The 19,881-nt window shown below is 59.3% G+C and carries 10 protein-coding genes; 3 read left to right on the top strand and 7 right to left on the bottom strand.

Features of this window, described 5'->3' with window-relative positions; genetic code table 11:
• The 3 genes from E9954_RS20985 to E9954_RS20975 all read right to left on the bottom strand — a co-directional run bounded on the left by E9954_RS20985 (window position 1) and on the right by E9954_RS20975 (window position 6,934).
• The gene (locus E9954_RS20985; RefSeq protein ID WP_222847263.1) at window positions 1–3,036 is read right to left on the bottom strand and encodes a glycoside hydrolase family 2 TIM barrel-domain containing protein; all 3,036 of its coding nucleotides are present in this window, start codon (window positions 3,034–3,036) and stop codon (window positions 1–3) included.
• 181 nt (window positions 3,037–3,217) lie between these two features.
• A complete protein-coding gene (locus tag E9954_RS20980; RefSeq protein ID WP_136081225.1) occupies window positions 3,218–5,605 on the bottom strand; it encodes a hypothetical protein in 2,388 nt (795 codons plus the stop codon).
• A 222-nt stretch (window positions 5,606–5,827) separates the two neighbouring features.
• Window positions 5,828–6,934, bottom strand: coding sequence for an alpha-L-fucosidase (locus E9954_RS20975; protein ID WP_136081224.1), 1,107 nt, complete (start codon window positions 6,932–6,934; stop codon window positions 5,828–5,830).
• A gap of 238 nt (window positions 6,935–7,172) precedes the next feature.
• On the opposite strand from E9954_RS20975, the gene E9954_RS20970 reads away from it, so the two are divergent.
• From E9954_RS20970 to E9954_RS20960, 3 genes are all read left to right on the top strand, one after another.
• Window positions 7,173–9,236, top strand: a complete 2,064-nt coding sequence (locus E9954_RS20970) for a sensor histidine kinase (protein ID WP_136081223.1) — start codon at window positions 7,173–7,175, stop codon at window positions 9,234–9,236.
• A 36-nt stretch (window positions 9,237–9,272) separates the two neighbouring features.
• Complete coding sequence (locus E9954_RS20965) at window positions 9,273–9,935, top strand: response regulator (protein ID WP_136081222.1); 663 nt, start codon at window positions 9,273–9,275, stop codon at window positions 9,933–9,935.
• Between the two features lie 397 nt (window positions 9,936–10,332).
• Window positions 10,333–10,749 carry a hypothetical protein gene (locus E9954_RS20960; RefSeq protein WP_136081221.1) on the top strand — a complete coding sequence of 139 codons (417 nt, stop codon included), beginning with the start codon at window positions 10,333–10,335 and terminating at the stop codon, window positions 10,747–10,749.
• Window positions 10,750–10,753: 4 nt separating this feature from the next.
• On the opposite strand, the gene E9954_RS20955 is transcribed toward E9954_RS20960, so the two are convergent.
• From E9954_RS20955 to E9954_RS20940, 4 genes are all read right to left on the bottom strand, one after another.
• Window positions 10,754–13,996, bottom strand: a complete 3,243-nt coding sequence (locus tag E9954_RS20955; protein ID WP_136081220.1) for an Ig-like domain-containing protein — start codon at window positions 13,994–13,996, stop codon at window positions 10,754–10,756.
• A 180-nt stretch (window positions 13,997–14,176) separates the two neighbouring features.
• On the bottom strand, window positions 14,177–14,971 hold the full coding sequence (locus E9954_RS20950) for a PEP-CTERM sorting domain-containing protein (RefSeq protein WP_168442472.1): 795 nt from the start codon (window positions 14,969–14,971) through the stop codon (window positions 14,177–14,179).
• A gap of 111 nt (window positions 14,972–15,082) precedes the next feature.
• Window positions 15,083–18,610 (bottom strand): sulfatase-like hydrolase/transferase, encoded by a 3,528-nt coding sequence (locus tag E9954_RS20945; protein ID WP_136081218.1) that lies wholly within the window; start codon window positions 18,608–18,610, stop codon window positions 15,083–15,085.
• A 48-nt stretch (window positions 18,611–18,658) separates the two neighbouring features.
• Window positions 18,659–19,849 (bottom strand): hypothetical protein, encoded by a 1,191-nt coding sequence (locus E9954_RS20940; protein ID WP_136081217.1) that lies wholly within the window; start codon window positions 19,847–19,849, stop codon window positions 18,659–18,661.
• Between the last annotated feature and the right edge of the window lie 32 nt (window positions 19,850–19,881).

Here is a 19,881-nt window from a genome sequence, read left to right as displayed (position 1 = left end):
TTATCGAACGGAGATCTCATCGATATACATTCCACCGCTTTCCACCGTGGTGAGCCGGATGGTGTTGGCGCCGCGCTTAATCGGAATGCCAACCGTCAGGGTTTGCCAATCGGAGCCCCAGTCCTTCGTGTTCGGGAGCAATAGTTCCGCTTGAACCGTTTGGCCGTTCACCGTCAGTTTCACGTTGCGCCCGGGCTTGCCTTTGGCGTTTCCGCTATAGCGGATCGTCAGCTCGGCCTGTCCGGCATCACCGTCGTTTTCCTGATACCACTCGGCATAGGCGCCGCGATTGTGGCCAAAGTCGATGAAGCCCCGCCCATGGAACCCCTTGCCCTTGGCGCTGACGCGCGCGCCGCTGAGCGCCGCATCCTCGGCCTGCTCGCCGCCGGGATTGGATGCCGTGGGCTTGCTGTTCCACACGAAACCTTCGTTCATGGCAAAGCGTTCCTCCAGCGTCTGGAATGGCTTGCCGTCCACCATCACCATTGCTTTTACGGTGGTGCCCAGCTTAACCGGAAACGCCCCTGTGTAGGGGGTGGACCGAGCGGTCGGCTCGGACTGATCGGTCGTATAAAAGATTTCCACCTTCGATTCGGGCACCGATCCGCGCAACGGAATCTGCTGCACATCAATGCTAACCTTGTTAGAGGAAACCTGTTTCTTTTCGCCGAGGATGCAGCTCGCCACGAGGGCGATGCCGCCCGGCTCGCCGGTCGATTCGACATAAGCGCGGGTCAGGCCATGGAACGCGATGCGGCTATCCACACCGAAGTGTTTTTCCACATCGATCGGGCTACCGTTATCGAGCGCACGGAGTCTTCCGGGTCCAAGCACCTTGAAGAAGGTTCGGTTTTCGCCGTAGGGATACATCTCGCCTTTTTCATCGGTCGAAGTTACGCGCACCTGAACGAGGTCCTTGCCTTCGGCAGCCAGCGGCTCGCCGTCGATAGAGAGCGCAATGCGCGACGGCGCATCGGCCGAACGAATGGTTTTTTCGGCAACCGCACGTCCGCCCTGGATCGCAACGGCCTTCAGCTCGCCCGGCGCCCACGGCACCATCCACTGGCACTGCATTTCGTTCCAGGCCCGGCCCGGCGCCTGCGTGCCGATCGACGTTCCGTTCAGGAACAATTCAACCTCGGAACAGTTGGAGTAGACCCAGACGGGAATCTTCGTTCCCTCCTTGAGCGTCGGGTGCGTCCAGTGCGGCAGGATGTGCACCATCGGTTCGTCCGTCCATTGGCTCTGGTAGAGGTAATAGAGATCCTTTTCAAAGTTGGCCAGGTCGATCGCCCCCCCCATGAAGGCCTTGAACGGCCAGCCGCCATGCACATAGCTGGCTTCGCCGATATAGTCGTGGCCCGTCCAGCGGAAGGTGCCGGCAAAATTTGGAATGTCGCGCAGCTGCTCGATGTTGTGGCGCGCCGTCGTGCGAACCGTGGCATTGTCATAGCTGGAGTTGAACACCTGCTTGCGGTGGGAGCGCCCGGACTCGTCCGTCCAATCGTGCGAAAACACTTCGACCTCGGTCAGGTCGGGGATTTCATGGACGGCTTTTTTCACCTCGGGGCCGCCGTCGCGATACCAGGTTTTAGTGCGGTAGAACCCCCGCACCTGCCAGGTGTGGGTGTTTTCGGTGCCGATGAATACGCGGTCTGTTTCCAGCCGGTCGAACCACCCCACCGATTCGCTGGCGCCGTTGACGCCGAGCACATCCATATATTCCGAACCCGAGTGTCCGGAGGTGACCGGCCGCGTGGGATCCAATGTGTGGCAGAGCGCAACAATATCCTTCCCGACCTTGCCGTGGGTCTCGTTCCCCACGCTATAGATCACCACGGAGGGATGGTTGCGGTCGCGCTTGATCCAACCGGCCACATCGCGTTCCCACCAGTCGTTAAAATGGTACCGGCCATAATCGTGCGCCGCCTTTTTCTTCCATCCATCGAAAATCTCGTCCATCACCAGCATGCCGACCTCGTCGCAGATGTCGTAGAAGACCGGTGTCTGCGGGTTGTGGGCGGTGCGGATGGCATTGCAGCCCATGGTCTTCAACTGTTCGATCCGGAAGCGCAGGATCTTGTCCGGAACCGCCGCGCCCAACGCCCCCGCATCCTGATGGTTGCACACGCCCCGGAGCTTTACGTTTTTGCCATTCAGCCACATGCCGGTTTGCGGCTTCCACTCGATATCGCGGAAACCGAACCGTACTTCGGCCTGATCGAACGGGATATTCCCGCTCTTCAAAACCACCGACGCCTTATACAGGTTCGGCGTATCCAGATCCCACCGCCGGGGAGCGGAAACCTCGAACCTGAAACCCGAAACCTGAACCGCATCGTTTCCTGCCATGACGGACTTGCGCTGCGAGGCCACGACCTTCCCTTCGGGATCGACGATGGAAACCTCGACGTCGATTTTTTGCATGGCCCCCGTGGTGTTGCGGATTTCCGCATCGAGTTCCACGCGGCCACCGTCGGTGCGGACAAAAAGCCCATCGGCCGGCACATGCACCTTTTGCTTCACATCGATCCACGTGTGGGCATAGATGCCGCTGCCGGTGTACCAGCGCGCAGAGGGCTGCTTTTCGTTATCCACCCGCACGGCGAAGGTGATGGAGTCGGCGGATTGAACCACGTCGCTGATGTCGTACGAAAACGAACTCCAGCCATAGGGGCGCGTACCGAGTTTTTTTCCGTTTGCCCAGACGGTGCTGTTCATGTAGACGCCGTCGAAGGCGATCTCGACATGCCGGCCCTTCCAATCGCCCGGCACCGGGATCGTTTTGCGATACCACCCGATTCCCGCCGGAAGGTATCCCGCAGTCCCGCCCATCGGATTGTTTTTATGGTATTCGCCTTCGATGCTCCAGTCGTGCGGGACATCCAACGTGCGCCAACCGGCGTCGTCAAAGCGAACCTGCTCGGCCCCGTCCGGATCCCCAAGCACAAATTTCCAATCCAGGTCAAAACCGGAGCGTTCCGCCTGAGATGCGCACACAAAAGTCAACAGCGCTATAAAAAGTCGTTTCATCATATTCCGCATTCGTGGTCTAAAAAAAGAGTCCCCTCGGCACCCATACATACACCATAAACCCCGTATTTCGATGGAAAGTGACAAGCGATTTCACTTAACCCTTGCCGGCCGCCCCAAAACAAAGGCCGGGGAATCCATTATGATCCTCCGGCCCATGCCCATTCACTCACGCCAAACCGGCCTATTCCTGCTTTTCGAGGAACACGCCCAGGAAGTCCTTCGTGTTGTCAATCGGAATGGCGTTGGTGACGGGGGTGATGCCATCGACCGTGTCGCCATACCCCAGGAAGGTGACATCGTTGGTCCAGGTGCCGAAAACCAAGTCATCGACCGTTTCAACGGTGTAGGTTACGCCCGGGTTGTCGTTGGTGCGCTCGCCATAGACCATCGTCAGCCAGTTGGTGGAGCCATCGTCCAGCGTGCCGGCCACCGGAACCATGCCGACCACCAGGTCGTTGGTGGGATCGCCGCCAAAGGCGAATTCCTGGAAGTTGTTGTAGCCGTCGTCATCCGTATCGACCAGATCCGAGCCTTTCGGCAGGTCAAAGGTCGAGGCCCACTGGCCGTATTCGGACGTATCGACACCGTCGATCGTGAGCCAAACGGTGTTGTTCGACAGCGAGAGCATCCCCGTTGCACCGAGGTCGCCGACATCCCCGCCCAGGTCGGTTGCATCCAGCGTTCCAACGATCGACTGGGCAACCAGGATCGGATAAACACCACTCGCCACCCCATCCTGATCCGTGAAGGTGAAGTCGCTGAATCCGAGGTCGGATCCCGTGGGGCCATCCATATCGAGGGTTCCACCCAAGCCGGAGGCGTTGGTGCTGACAATGATCGAATCGAAAGCGGCCCCGAACCCGATCTGCAGTCCGCCGGCATTATCGTCGATCATGTCGCTGAGGTCGAGGTTGGCCCCCTCGATCTTCACCGAGTTCCATCCGTCGTTGTTACCGGGGGAAATGGAGCCGCCGGACATGACGACCACGTTGCTGAGGGTTGTACCGATGCCGCCCAGGGTTCCGCCGGAATTGACCGTGATCGGTACGGCAAAGGCCGTTCCGCTTTGCTCCAGCTCCCCGCCGTTGATCGTCAGCGAGACCGGATTCTTTGAATAACCGCCACTACGTGACAGACGCTGAACGCCGGCGCCTTCCTTCACCAGGGCAATGTCGCCGACATCCGCAAAGTTTGCAGCATAATCGTAGGTATTGCTGCTGGCCACATTGATGGTGAGCGTTACGCTGGTTGCGCTGTTGTTTTCGATCTGGCGCGTGTTTCCGCCCGTGGTGGTAAGGCCGCCGATGGTCTGGTTGAAGCCATTCATCTCCAGCACCGAAGCGCCGGCACTACCCCCGATGGACAGCACCGTAGTGGTGGGCAGGGCATTCTCGATGCCCAATTGAATCGTTCCCCTGCGCGGGTTGGTCTCGCCCTCGTACGTATTGTTCGTGGTAAGGATGACCGCGTTCCCGGAAGAATCGCCATCCCAACCCACCCGGAAGCTTCCCGGGCCGGTAATCGGACTGCCGATGGTGCTCGGGGCGGAGTTGAGGATCACCCCGCCCACCCCGTTTTCGAGCGTGATGCCGCGGTTGAGGTTGAGCGTGACCGTCGTCAGTTTCATCATGCCGCCGTTGCGGAGCACAATGTTGTCGGGGTCGAATGTTGCCGGAACCGCACCAAGCTGGTGGTCGCCGCTAATCGACAAACGGGCGAGGTTGTTGCTCGAATCAACGATGATCCCGCCGGTGAACGTGTTGGTTTGATTCAGCTGCAAACGGGAGTCCTGGCCGGTTCCGCCGAGATCCTTGACCAGCAGCGTTCCGGGGCCGCTGATCACACCATTTATCACATACGGTCGGGTAAACCGGTTATCAAACGAGACGATCCCCGCACCCAGCTCCCAGTCGTTGTTGTAGGTTTGGCCGGAGTTGCGCTCGTGGATGTAGGTGGTGCCGCCTTCGAGCTTGATCATGTCGAACTGCCCGACGTTGTTGACGCATCCGCGCACCGTTACGCCATCCTGGATATCATTCGTGGCGCCGGTGGCCACCCAGTTGGCATTCTGCTGCCTTTCCCCCGCATCGAATGTGCCGCCGCCGACAACCGTCAGGGTGTCGCCAGGGGTCATGATCACGCGGGTATCATTGCTCGTATTCAATCCGACAATTTCAATTTCGCGCCCGCCGGTATCCCACGTCGCCCCGCCGGGATTAACCGTGATGGCGCCGATATTGTCGTTGATGGCCTGGAGGCTGACCTTGCCGCCGCCGGGTTCCAGCGTTAGATCGCCGACCGTCACGCCGGCATCCGGGATATCGATGGTAACCGCGGTATTGCTCTCGTTGTTACCGAACACGGCATCCGCCCCGGAAATCCAGAGCACATTGTTGGTGCCGCCATCCGCCGTCCAGTTTCCCGAGGTTGCGTCCCACACGCCGTTGCTATGGGCGATGGCGTTGTCGCCGATGCCGACCGTGCCGGGCACGACATCCCAGGTGAGCTGCGCCTGTGCGAGCGATGCGCCCAGAAGTGCGACCGTTGCGACGCATGCGAATGCTTTCATCTCGTTCCTCATGACTTTCCTCCAGTTGATTTCCGGTTACCTTTCAATGCATGGAAAGGCTGCAATGCCTTTTCCAATAGCGTCTTGCTGAAGATACCATCGGTCTAGCACCATGCCTACCCACCCGATCAGGTGGTATTTATTCTGGAGGGGAAAGTGCGGGGTCTTGATGACGGGATGGCCATCGCTCAGCAGGAACAGAAAGCAATCCGAGGCGCAGGCCTAGGCGTTCCGCAAACGCTTGCCCACTTCGGCCAGCGTCTTCAGATCTTCCGGATGGATGGAACCGTCCGGCAACGGGCCCACGTTGAGCAACAGGTTGCCATCCATCCCCCGCGCCTTACCGAGCATTTCCATCACCTGGTCGGCGGTCTTGTGCTTCCCGTCCAGACTCTTGTCGTATCCCCACTTCCACGGTTGCAGCGTATCGCAGAATTCCAGGGGCACATCGGATGTGCCCTCGAATTTGCGCTCGGGGGCCTTGAAGTCCTCCGTGCCGGTCAGCCCATGCTTGTAGGAAACCAGGGCCTGCGGCTGCAGCGACCGGATATGGTCGTAGAGCTCCTGCAGCTTGAACTCGTGCAGCCGGTTCTTACGGGATTTGGGGGTGCCCTCCCCGTCCAGCCAGATGCCGCCGACCGGACCATAGTTGGTCAGCAGCTCGGTGATCTGGTTTTTCATGAATTCCACATAAATCTGGAGATCCTGTTCCTCGCCGTATTTATAGAACGGCTCCTGGGCATCATATTTCGGCCGGGCGTTGCCACCCCAATCGCCGTTGTTGGGCGCATGCGGATGGCGCCAGTCGCGGCCGTGCGAATAATAGAGATAAAAGCCCATGTTCTTTTTCCGGCACTGTTCGGCCAGTTCGCCAACCAGATCGCGCTTGGCCGGCGAGTTGGTGCTCTTGAAGTCGGTGTATTTGGAATCGAAGAGGCAGAAGCTGTCGTGGTGGCGGGTCGTGAGGTTGACATACGTCATCCCGGCATCGAGCGCCATATCGGTAATGAAGTCGGCATCGAATTTTTCCGCGGTAAACCGGTCGGCCAGCTTGGCATACTCCGCCACGTGGATTTTATCCTTCAACTGCACCCATTCGCCCCGGCCCAGCAAGGAGTAGAGCCCGTAATGGATAAACAGGCCGAAGTCCGCTGCCTTGAAATACTCCAGCGCAGCCGCCCGGGGATCGGTTTGGTATAAGGCCGCCTGCTTGTTCAAATACGAGGGTACCGCACGCTCCCCAAACACGGACGGCGACACGGTTAGGGCGGCAGTGGCGGCGGCTCCATTGCGCAGCAGGGAACGACGGTTTAGGGTTTGAATCGTCATGGCGGGTTTCCTTGGGTTGTTGTTCTAAAAAAAAACCGTATCCGCTCCTGCATCCCATCCAAAACGGACATACGGCCTATCACATCGGTGGAATCTAGCATCGGGACCCCGTCTATGGCTACCTAGCCAAAGAGGTGGTTTCCCTCAAGCAATCCCCCAATTTAGCCGGTGTTTATTTTGTTTCCAGCGGCATCGTTGTGCTAGCTTCCCTATCGGTTGACCCCAACGAACATACCCCATGGACACGACATTCCCCATACCCGCAACATTGATCTCCGCAGCCCTCTTCGGGAGCCTGCTCGCCGGAACGATCCAGGCGCAGCCCCCCGGGGGCCGGGGCTATTCCGATCCCTGCTTCCCGGAGGAGGCCGGCCCGCCCTCCGCGGGAATCGCGGAACGCGGCATGGGGGCGCTTGAAAAGCGCGAACGCATGGAGCAGGAAAAACTGGAACAGCTCCCGCAGCTCGAAAGCAGAATCGCCCCGCCCCATCAATATTTCGGATACCTGGGCGGGCGGCACCCCGCCGGCGCCACCAACGACACCATGGAAGCCTGGGTGCAACTCTCGTTCTTCGGCAAGTGGACGTCGTCCGTGGATGGCATCGCATTGGTACCGGCCTTCTACCCGGCGTTTTCGGACGAAGGAAACTATGGATTCCCCAAACGCTTCAAGATCGAAATCTTCAGCCACCAGGAACCGGATGTCCCGGTAACGGTCGTGGACTGGACGGCTGCGGATTTTCCCGACCCCGGACTGCACCCCGTTTTTTTCAGCTTTGCCGCCCGCGCCGTGCAGACCGTTCGCCTTACGGTCAACAAAGGCGTGGTCGAGGGCGACTCGCAGTTCTTTGCATTGGACGAACTCATGGTGTTCCAACAGGGCAACAACGTGGCTCCCCCGGCATACCAAGGGCTGACGGCATCCGACTCCCTCAACGAGCCTCCCTACTGGAAACTCCAATACCTCACCGACCGGAAAATCCATGCCGGCGGTTATTTCCACACCCATCACCCGGCGGCGGATTTCGTCCAGTATTTCGATGAGGAAACCATCCGTCTTGCAACCCCCGAAATCATCATCGACCTGGGCGAGGCCCGGAACATCGGGCGCGTCGAACTCTATCCCGCCAAGCTGCCGGGCATGCCGATTCCGGAGTTTGCCTTCCCCTTGGAATACCAGGTCGAGTTGCGCCGGTGGTTGAAAACGGAGCCGGCCATCCAATCCGGAATCATCGAAGACACCCTGCCCTCCCGGATGCGCTGGCACCCGCTTTCCTCGGCCAAAGGGCGCTTTGTTCGTTTGATCCTGCACGAGTTACCGCGCCATGATGGCCGCCCGGTTTTCGCCATGGGGGAGATCCGGCTGATGGGTCGCGAGGGCAACCAGCTGAACAACCTTGCCGCAGGAGCGAGCATCCGTGTGACCCAGACTCCCGAAGGCGAAGCCGCCGATACGCGCCTGCTGACCGATGGCTACAGCAACGGCCGCAAGATCATTCCCGAGCGGGACTATATCGAGCAGCTCGCCGCCAGGAAAATCCTGGTCGAAGCACTTGCCGAAACCCAGCATCGCCTGATGATCGCCCGCGCCACCCGCAACTCCTATTACTGGATGGTCGGCATGTCCGGCGGCACGATCCTCTTCTTTTCCCTCATCCTCTGGATTGCCTACCAGCGCATTGCCCGGCAACGCGCCCTAATGGACCTACGCCGGCAGATCGCCGCCGACCTGCACGACGACATCAGCAGCAACCTGGGCACCATCTCCATGATCACCCGACGCCTGCAACAGGATTCCTCGCCCGCGCTCATCCGCGATAAGTTGATGGAGATCGGGCATATTGCCCAGGAAAGCTTCATCTCCATCAAGGAAATCATCTGGCACATGGACTCCGATATCGTCCACCTTTCCGAAATGTTCGAAAAACTCGAACGAACCGCAAGAAGCGTCCTGACGGATTGCCAGGTCGATTTCACCTATCCCCCGCCCCAGGGCATTCCGGTTCCGGCCAAAACCCGCAGGAACATCATGCTGCTGGTCAAGGAAGCCCTCTACAATTGCGCCAAATATGCGCAGGCGAAACACATGTCCATCCAGGCCGCCATGCACGATTCCGTCCTGGAACTAACCATGAAAGACGATGGAATCGGTTTCGATCCGTCCTGCACCGTCGTGGCCAACAGCGATTCGGGACGTGGCCTTGCCAACATGGAACGGCGGGCGAAACTGCTGGGCGCGGAACTCGAAATCCAGTCTACCCCGGGCCAAGGGACACAGGTTACATTGAAAATGCCGTTATAATCAGAAACCAATACGGCACTGCAACAGAGGAGTAGGATGACAACAGGATCTGGCAAAAGAAAGACGGTGAAAACCTGGATGATTGAAGACCATGCGGCCTTCAGAACCAATCTGACCGAAATCATCAACGCCTCCGGCACCATTCGCTGCGACCGGAACTTTTCCTCCTGCGAAGAAGCCCTCGAATGCCTCGAAGCCGAAATGGAGCATCCCGAGGTGATGCTGGTCGACATTGCGCTGCCGGGCATGGACGGCATTGAAGGTCTTGGAAGAATCAGGGAAATCGACCCAACCATTAAATGCATTATGCTAACGAGCTCGGAGCGGCAGAAGCACGTCGTTGAGGCCATCCGAACGGGTGCCTCCGGCTACTTGCTTAAGAGCGTCGCCTTCGAACAGATCATCCGCGGCATCAAGGACGTCATGGAGGGCGGAGCCTCGCTGGACCCGCAGATGGCCTCGCTCGTGCTCGACGCCTTCCCCAAAAAGAACACCGCCGGAAACGAGTTCGACCTCACCGAACGCGAGATCGAAGTGCTGCAGGCCCTGGCCACCGGCAAGATCATCAAAGAGATCGCCGACGATCTGAACCTCTCCGCCAACACGGTCAAGTTCCACATTGCCAACACCTACAAAAAGCTCAACGTGCAATCCCAGGCCGGCGCCGTTGCCAAAGGCATCCGCAAGGGAATTATTTAGAATATCGAATCACGAACAAGGAACACCGAAGGAAAAAGAACCGCCCCGCCACTTGATTAATAGGCAATTAACTTGAAGAGTCTCACCACAGAGCGCACGGAGGCACAGAGCAACCAATACATCTGCCACCCTCTGCGTCTCTGTGAACTCTGTGGTAAAAAATTCAAATCAGTTTAATTTGGTATAACCAAGGTGATGGCACCGAAGCAGAGTGCCATGCTTGAACCTTAACCCAGGAATGGAACCACGGATGAACACAGATGGACGCTGATATTCAAGAAGAGACGAAATTTGTTCCGTCCTCCCTGTGGGTTATAGGAACTAAGCTTGAATGGTTTCTGTGTTTATCCGTGTTCATCTGTGGTTCATTTACGCTTCTAGGTTGAAAGGATATACGATGAGTAAAAACAAGCTACTCCTGTTCATTGCATTAATCATCATTGGCATGGGCACCCTCGTTGTCGTCAACCACACGGCCGTCACGGTTGCCGATATCCACCATGGAGACTGGGCGCGAATCACACATTCTGACGGGACGTTGTCCTACGCACCCTGGAAGGCTCACATGTCGGATGGAGCGGCGGTGGCATCGATGGAAAAGGATGGGTTCACCCTTGAACAGGTGACGGGATACGGCGTTCGGATTTCAAAAAGGAGCGGACTGCACAAGAAAGCGGGCAAAGGAAGAATCCACCTTTTCGACACCCTGGAAACCGCCATCCGGTTTGCCAAGGAAAACAGCATTCCCGACCAGCGGATCCTGCGCTCGGGCGACGGCGGTGAACCCACGGGAAACGCCGGTCGGCCAGAGTAAAGCACTAGTCCGCCAAGTAGACGCGGAAGAACGCGTTGGTCCGGTCCATCGCGTTCGTCAGCGAAATCATCGAGTTGGCGCCGACGACATTCGTAACCGTTTCCCAAATGCCCGTAACCAGGTTTTGCGTCATTTCGAGTCCGTAGTTCGCTCCGGCCTCGCCATACCAGCTGAACCCCAGTTCCGTTCCGCCCGGCAGGATCCCGAAATCGATCTCCCCGATTTCCGTGACGGATGCAATGGGCACGAGAGAAACGCGCTGGATGGCAAAACCGGGATCCTGCCTGACGAAAGCGGCAAACCGGTAGTTTTTATCCAGATCGAAAACCAGGCCGGTGCCGGTGGTCGGTTCCGCGCCATCGATGCAGTACGACCAACTGCCATCCGGCAGAACGGTCAGGCTGAAGGTTTTGTTGGACCCCGCCGTGACCGTTTGGTCGTTGCTCAACAGCGCCAGCGTTCCGCTATCAGCATGCAAGCCTTGCACACCATCTTCCGCCGTGCAGTCCGTGAGACTCATGCCGATGCCCTGAATCGGCATTTCCCGGCTGAACAGGATATCCATGTCGGCTTCGGTGGCATCGTCGGCAACCAATCCGAAGGTGGCGGTGGCACGCTCTTCCCCGACAACGATGTTCGTGATGGAGTAGGCCACATCCAGCATGAAGCCATTACTGACCGGATAGGAGAGCGCGGTATAGGCGAGGGCGCGGTACCAGCGGGTGCCGCTCACGGGCCCCGTCAGCTCGCCATCGTCCTGCCAAGCCGACCCATACCAGGTCTTGTTGATCAGCCCCCCGCCCTCGCCGAAGTTGATCGCCAGTCCATCGTTGTCGAACGCGTCCGAATAGCCGGCGGCCAGCGACCCCACATTGACAGCAATCGTTACGGTCGTGGTTGCGGACAATGCGCCATCCGAAGCGGCATACTCAAAAGAATCGGCTCCGGCAAAACCGGCATCCGCCGTGTAGCTGAACGAGCCATCGGAAGCCAGCGACAACGTTCCATGCGAAACGTCGGAGACCAGCGATGCGGTGAGCGGATCGCGGTTCAAGTCCATGTCGTTTCCCAAAACGCCCGCTGCGGCAACCGCCAGCGTTTCGTTGGTGAACACGCCATACGAATCCTTCACCGCCATCGGCGCCTGCGCCCCCAGGCCGGTCGGCATCCAGTCGTCGGTGCGGAACGGCGCGGCCGGCAGGCCATCGCCATTGATCAGGTTCACGGTGTTCACCGGCGCGGGCGACCACGCGTAGCGCACGGCCACCGGAGCAGGTTCCGAGCTGGAGCTGACCACGACATTGCCGCCGCTGATTGCCGCACTGGTTGCGGCATGCCAGACCTGGTCGGAACCGGCCAACTCGAACTCGGCGGGAGCGAGCGCGTCGTCTGTCGCCAGTCCGTTCGCATGGCTGAAGGTGATGGTCGCCTCATTGCCGCTGATGCCCATCGATGCAAAGGTCGGGCCATGTGCCTCGATGGATTCGCCGAGTGCATATTTGCGCCCCAGCAGGGCGAGGCGCTGGCCGATCGGCTCCTTGTCGTAGGGGTGGATGTTGTTGACCAGTCCCGTATCGATCGTTACGGCCACATGGGCGTTGTTGAGCGTTGCGACCCGGCTTTGGGATTCGCGGAACCAGGCCCAATAGGTGCTGTTGTACGATGGCAACTGCACGCCGAGGAACGGTAGGTCGCCCTGGCCGAAGAGCGCGCGGTATTCCGCAACGAATGCGGGAAGCGTGAAACCATACTGGGCAACGTTTTCCGGAGTGCCGGCGTTCGCCTCGCCCTGGTACCAGACAAAACCGGAAATACCGAAGTCGAGCAGCGGGTGGATCCGCTGGTTGTAGATAATGTTTGGACGCGTGCGGATGAAGATATCATCCCAAGTCCCCGTGCCGTTGACCATGGCGGTGATCGCTTCGAGGTTCGAGGAATACGTGGCCGACACGCGCGACGAGATGGTGTCGCCGCTGACGTACTCGCCGATGCTTTGATAATGCTCCATCATCGCCTCGAAATGCGGGAAATCGTTCGTCATCTGGATCGGCATCCAGCCTTCGATCGACGAGCTGCCCCAGCCCGCCCAGACCACCGCGGTCGGCACTCCGCTGCCTGCGTGCATCTGGTGGGCAAACACGGCGGCAACCGACCCCCAGCTTCCGGGATTGGAATTATCAAGCCACGTCATGGCCCCCGACTCCTGCGGGGTAAGGGCCGCATCCTGGGCAACTTGCAGACAGCGGATCATGCGGTTGGTGGAAATGTCGTCGATATAGATTTGCTTGTTGGTCATTTCGCTCAGCGGACGCACCATGTTGGACTGGCCGAAAGCAATCCAAACATCGCCCACCAGCACATCCGTCAGCGTGTTGGTTTGTCCATTGCAGACGGTCGTCAGTTCATACGGGCCGTTCGCGGTCTGCGCCGGAAGCTCCACCATCCAGTTGCCATCGGCATCGGACATGCCCATGCCCGTCGCCCCGTTCAGGAAAACGGTCACCTCGTTGGTCGGGGCGGCCGTCCCCCAGACCTTGAGCGGCTTGCCGCGCTGCAGCACCATGCCGTCCTGGAACGGCGAGCCATACAACACCGCGAAGGTGGGCGAGCCCGCGACGGCGGTGCCTTGGAGGTAATATTCCATTTGACGGTCGGAGGTGCCATGGGCGGTGGTTGAAATCGAAAGACGCCCCCCGTTGGAACCCTCCCGATAGCGGAATCGATCCTGAGTTCCATCGACCTGATCGTAGGTAAAGAAAAAGCCATAGTCGCCGTTTGCGCCAAGGGTGATTGGAGTGGCGAGCGTCAAGGTGACAAAGCTCTCGTTGGAGAATGCTCCGTTCAGCGTGAACGTTTCGGTGTGGAGCAAGGCGCAGCCCGTGCCGACCAGATAATCGTCGCCGTCAATGGTGGTGGAGTGGCCGGTTCCGGTTGTCCATTGTGCTTCGGATCCCTGGAAAACCCGCAAGGTCAGGGTGTCGTTGGAATAGGTTTGGTCATTGCTCTTCTGGATCGTGAGCGCGCGGATTTCGAATGCGTTGTTTTTGTCTCCGGCATCCCCGAGGCTGAAGACCTGGCCCCGCGCATGGTTTGCGTTGGCGTTTTCGTCGAAGATGGCCGAGTCGATCCCGCCAACCGCAGACGACAGGATGTTGGTTGCGGGCGCGGATACGCCCACGGTGACGGTGCCAGCTAAAGCATTCATGGCGAACCATGCCATGCCTATCGCGATTCCTGCATATTTCATGTTTCCCTCTTCCTTTCCGGTCTAACCCAATCACGCTAAAAAACAGTAGCGGGTAAGGTATCAACAAGGATCAAACCTGCCCACCTAGCCGATGAGGTAGTCGGCGAACGGCGGACATGGTTGCAGCAACAAAAAGGGGCGGATCACCGCCCCTTCCAAAAACAATAGTCTACTATTCCGCTAGATCATGAAGCGGCGGCGGACAAAAAAGATTCCTCCCCCCACCATCGCAACCAAACCCAGCGAAGCCGGTTCCGGAATCGCGGAAATGTTGACGTCGCCAATGCGGGTCGCCGCCTGCAGGTCGTTGTTCGTGCGGGTGCGGTCGGTGAAGCCCAGGCGAAATTCCACCAGCTCGCCGTTCGCCACGGCAAGGCTGTCGCTGAACGTCACGATGCCCTGGTTTCCATTGCCGGTGGCTGAGGTGTCCAAATCACCAAACTGGGCATAGCCGCCGCCGGCAACCTGGACATAGAGTCCAACGTCGCGCGCGCCGTAACTGCTGGCGTTGTTTGAATTATTGAACAGGTGGAACGAAAACCCGCTGAGCGTCTGGTTTTTGGCTGCCGTGTAGCTGAATGAGACATACGGGCCAAGCGCCACATGCCCCACCGAGAGCGCACCAGAGAGAATTCCATCACCCGGCGTGGTATCGCTGCTGCCGAAGCGGAACATGAGGTCGTTTTGATCGCCGTAGGCCCCCTGAACATTGGTTTGGCTACCATGAATCGCCGCCATCACACCTCTGGGGCCGATTCCGCTGAATTGGGCAGAAGAAGCCACAAACTCCGTGTCGGTTTGGCTGTTGATACGGCTGAGTGCCGTGGCCGAACCACCGGATGCCGGGAGCAGGCTGTCGTAGGAAAGGATCACCCCGGCACCCGCCATCGGCGATGAGAGGCCCAAAAAGAGGGCCGCCGCAAAGCCAATCAATCGATACCGTTGAATTTTCGTGGTCTGAATCGGGTTGTTCATTTTTTTCTTCTCCTTTAGTCGGCGCGGATCAATCCATTCCGCAACCATTGCTGGAGAAGTTAGCACGGGGTTCCCCTCGCGACTACCTACCCAATAGGGTGGTAGCGCCACCTATGGAGTCCGGACGCGGTAGAAGGTGTTGGTTGAAGCCGCGGCTCCAAGTTGCACGGAGATGCGGTTGCCCGCATCCCACAGATAGGAACGTTCCAGCGTCCAGACCGGATCGATCAGTTGCGGGGTCGACTCCACGTCGTAAAGATGCAACGGGGTGGAGTCGAAACTCAGCACCACATTGTTATTGGAAATGACCGGGGCCTGGAGCAAAGGCGGCAGCGGCTCGGGAATCTGCCGTAGCGGCTGCAGCTCGGCGGGGGCCAGGAAACCGTCGGTGATGCTCAGCTCGTCGATCAGCCCATCGAACGCGGCATCCACCACGCCCGACGAATTGAAGTGGGCCCCCACCACGAGCGGCCCGGCGTTGGCGGTTCCGGTTGCCGTGGTCGAGACCACATTGGTCTGGTCGTCGAGGATGAAGCGCGCGGTGTCCGCAACGGGATCCAATGCCACGCCGATGTAGTGCCACTGCAGGTCCGGGATCGCCAGCGAAGAAACGATGGTGGTCGCCCCCAGCCGGAGCGCCATGTTCGGGAAGGTCGTGGCATCGCCAAAGCTACCGGCGCAGGCCAGGAACATATAGTCGAGCTCGCTGTCGGCCGCACCGATGACCTTTTTCTGCACCACCGGCATCGCGCTCGCAAGATTGGACTCCGAAGGCAGGCTTTCGAGCTTCACCCAGGCTTCGATCGTGAAAGGCGCAGCGCCGAATCCGAGAGCGGCCGCATCCGGAACCTGGATGTACTGGTTAAGGGTTTGCTCCAGGTCTAGCGCCGCCGTATTGGCCTCCCCCACGACGTAGTCCGTTTCGTTGGGCACGTCGGTTGAATAGGCGGCCCCGTTTGGCGCGGTTCCGTTGTTCCCGAACGGCAGGGCATCGGTCAGATCATTTTCAAACCGCAGCAGGGTGCGGTCGCCGAGGAAGGCATAGGGATCGGCAAACAGAATGCGCTTTTCCATCAGCCGCGCTTCGAGCCGCTGGCGGATCTGCGCATAGGCCGGTTGTTCGGCCAGGTTCGGAACGCCGTGTTCGGGCAGCAGCTCGAACGGATTCTGTTCCAGGTCGAACAGCTGGGTCACCTGCGTGGCATTGTTGCCGACATCGTATTTCATCAGCTTGAAGCGGCCATCGGTCACGGCGCGGATGCCGGGCTTGTCGCCGCCGGCATACAGGCCATAAACCACATCGTGATGCGCATTGGTGGTTCCCTCCAGCACGGCGCGGAAGCTCTGGCCGTCGTTGCCGTCGATCGTGGCGGGGAGGTCGAGGCCGGCGAGGTCGCAGAAGGTCGGGAAGGTTTCGTGCAAATAGATCAGGGCGTCCGTTGCGGTTCCGGCTTCGATGCCGGGGCCGCGCACGATGTACGGCACCCGCCAGGTGTGTTCATAAAGGTTTTGCTTGCCCTGCAGCCCGTGGCGGCCGATCGCAATACCGTGGTCGGCGGTAAAGACCACATAGGTGTTGTCCGCCACGCTGTCGGAGGTGTCACCGTCTCCGTTGGGATCCTCGAGCCGGTCAAGCACCCGCCCGATCTGCTGGTCGATCCAGTCGACGCAGGCAAAGTTGCGGCCGATCTCGTTGCGCACCACCGCCGCCGTTCGATATTGCCCCATGCCGGCAACGGTGTTCTCGTCGCGAACCCCCAGGTGGCCATGATCGAACGGATGCGCGGGATAGGTGTCCGGTGTGCAGGAAAGATGGTTGTAGGGAAGCGGCGGCGCGTTTGCATTCAACATAATGGAAGCGGGGTCGGTGGTGTTGATGCAGCCGTAGCGGCCCGTCAGGTCTGGATTTTCGCGGGCCAGCCGCGTGTCATGCGGATGCGAGAAGCCGAGATACATGAAAAACGGCTTTCCGTTGGCTTGGTGGTTGTTTGCCCAATCCTCCAGATAGAGCTCCCCCCAGTCGCCATGCCACTCGCTGCCGTTTCCATCGGTGTTTCCCCGTTTGGTCGCGTCGTTCACAGCCTGGAATTCCAGGTTGGCCGTCGGGTAGGAGTTTCCGGACTTGCAGGTGCGGTAGGTGGCATAGGGCAGCGCCCCCTGCCCTTCGCGCGCGCCCCGGTTGAAGATGCCGGGGAATGTCGTGGCGGCGGTGACGCCCACCGTTCGTTCCCATGTGCTCTTCCCCGTCATGATCGTGGTGCGCGAAGGCGTGCAGACCGCGCCGCTGTTCGCCCCCATCAACCGCGCCTGGTGGAACAGCATCCCCTCTTCGGCCAGCCGGTCGATATTCGGGGTGTCGATGCCATACGGATTGCCGGCCGCGTCGGTCTCGCAGGGCTCCGACTCGCGGTAGGCGTTCACCGCATAGGTGTCCATATCGTCGGCGATAATGAACAGGAAGTTGGGCGGCTCGGCGGCGGCAGCCGGCGTGGCCGAACGTTCGACCGAAAGAGCCGACTCCGCGTTATCGATGTTCACGGCGGTGACGACATAGAAATAGGTGATGCCATTGGTCAGCCCCGAATCAACATACGTGGTATTGGTGCCGGACATGATCAAGTCATACGGGCCGCCCTGGTCTTCCGACCGTTTCAACCGGAACGCCGCAAAACCCAGCTGCGTATTTTCATCCCAGCTCAAATAGGCACGGGTATTGCCCGACCTGACATCAAGGCCCGTCGGAACGGTCGGGGCATCGGGAACAAACACCTGCGCGGTGGCGGAGGCTTCCGCGGAATCCGCCGACTCCACCTCGCCGACATTCACGGCACTAACCACATAATGGTAGGTCGAGCCGGTGACCAGCCCGGTATCCGTATATTCGCTCGCCGTCGGTTCCGCGCCGGGAATGGGCATGTACGGCCCGCCGGAATCCGGGGAGCGCTTCACGATGAAGTGCGAGAAGGCGTAGCCCTGCGTGTTGTCGTCCCAGTCCAGCACGATCTCATCGGTTGCCCCGTTCGTCGCCGTCAACCCGGTCGGCACATCCGGATCGGGCAGCGGGCCGGCCGTGCGGATCTGGTAGGCGTTGATATGCGCGTTGCCAAAATCCGGCGATTCGAGCGTGATCGATTGCGTTGTTCCGTCGGCGGTAAAGGTACCGATGGCGTATTGCCCGGGATTCCCCGACAACGTAACGGTGTTGTTCGGCGACTCCCCGTCGCCCACCGGAGTCTGGCGCGTGCTGCGCGTATCCACGAACCAAACCTGGATCTCGTAGGTGCCCCCCGCCACCAGGTTTCCGCCGCCCACCTGCAGGGTAACGAGGTCGGTGCCGCCACCATAGTCAATGGAGCTGAGCAAGGCATTGTAGGCCGCATCGCCGGTGTCGCCGGAAAAGACGTCCGAGGCTGCGTTCAGGTTCAGCAGCGCCCCCGTTCCGGTAAAGAGCACGCCGTTCACGGTCTGGTCTGCAACCGCATTGTCCCCCGCGTTGAAGGCCTCCACCAGGTTGCCCGAAACCGAAACATCCGTTGCCGCGGAAACATCCGTTGCCGCGCCCCAGCCAATTGGCGCCGCAGGCGTTGCGAACGGCACGGCCAGTGAGACCAAAAACAGCGCTAGCGAAATTCGTTTCATGCCCCCTCCATTCCAACCGCCATGGCAAGACGGCGCCCCTTGTTGAGTCTAGTTGTATTGGCTTCGGAAATCCTTATACATCGCCCGTTCTTCATCGGTCATGTATTTGGAAATATCGCGAATGACGGATCCGTTGCCCCGGAAGGCCTTGATGATCGGCCCGAACTGCGAGTTCAGAACCACGTCGGCATTCGAGTTGCCGTGCTGCAAGACCACGACGTTGAGCGTGGGCCACCGGTTTTTATCCGGGCCGTAGATGTCGCGGATCATATCCCGGTAGGCCCCCGATACTTTGGACGGGTTCCCTTTTGCGCCATTGCCCCAGTCGTCGATGTAGTTGGTCGTCAGAATAAAGATCGTATCCGGTTTCTGGGTTTGCAGCGCCCAGGTGACGCCGCGGTTCCAGTGCATGAATTTTTTTCCTTGGCCCAGATACTTGGTGTTGATTCCACCCGGCACCTCGTAGGGATAGGCCCATTTGGTGGAATAGGAGGGCAGCCCGGTAACGCGCTGGGGATATTTCGAGCGTGCGTTGGTAACCTTCTTCTGCGCACCCTGCCAAACGAAGCAGTGGTCATAGTTTCCCTTCAGGGGATTGACCGGCTCCATCCAGTCCATGACCTTCTGTTTGTTGTCGGGCGTGGCCAGCATCATTTCCGGGTTAAGCGCAATGGTGTCGTTCGCCCAATAGGCGGCCACATTGAACAGGGACACCCCCGGGAGTTCGTTGATCAGATCCTCCAGGCGATTGCGGATCGTGTAGCCGGTCATCCGTTGGTAGGGATTTTTGCCGATGGTCGCCGGGCCGAAGTGGACAATGAAAACCACCTTCTCCCCCTTGCCCTTGGCGCCGAAGAAATCGATCTCGGGCATGTTGAAGCCCAGGCCGTTTCCGCCGCCATCGCCATAGCCGCCGCCCATGCCGCCCTTGACCCCGGTAATCTCCGGCATCTTGATTTCCGGCACCTTGGGCGTCTGCTTGACCACGATGCGTTTGCGCAACTTCGGCTTCTGCGTTTTCTTTTTCTTGATATTGACCGGAACCTGCAGCTTTTTGATCGGTACCTTGGGGCGTCGCACCTGCTTCGCCTCGAAAACCTGGTCTTCCTTATGGATCACGGTAACCGCCACGAAGGAGATCGCCACAACGAGCAGTACGGCGTGGATGCCCAGGCTGATGAGCGCGGCGCTCGATTTTGCGTGTTTGGAAAAGAATCTTTTCTTGGTTCGTTCCGACATATCCATCCCTCTATCTATTTTTTGTTAAAACC

The sequence above is a fragment of the Pontiella desulfatans genome, assembly GCF_900890425.1.
Classification (GTDB): domain Bacteria; phylum Verrucomicrobiota; class Kiritimatiellia; order Kiritimatiellales; family Pontiellaceae; genus Pontiella; species Pontiella desulfatans.
The sequence above is the reverse complement of the archived record's forward strand: the minus strand, read 5'-3'. Positions and strand labels throughout refer to the sequence as shown.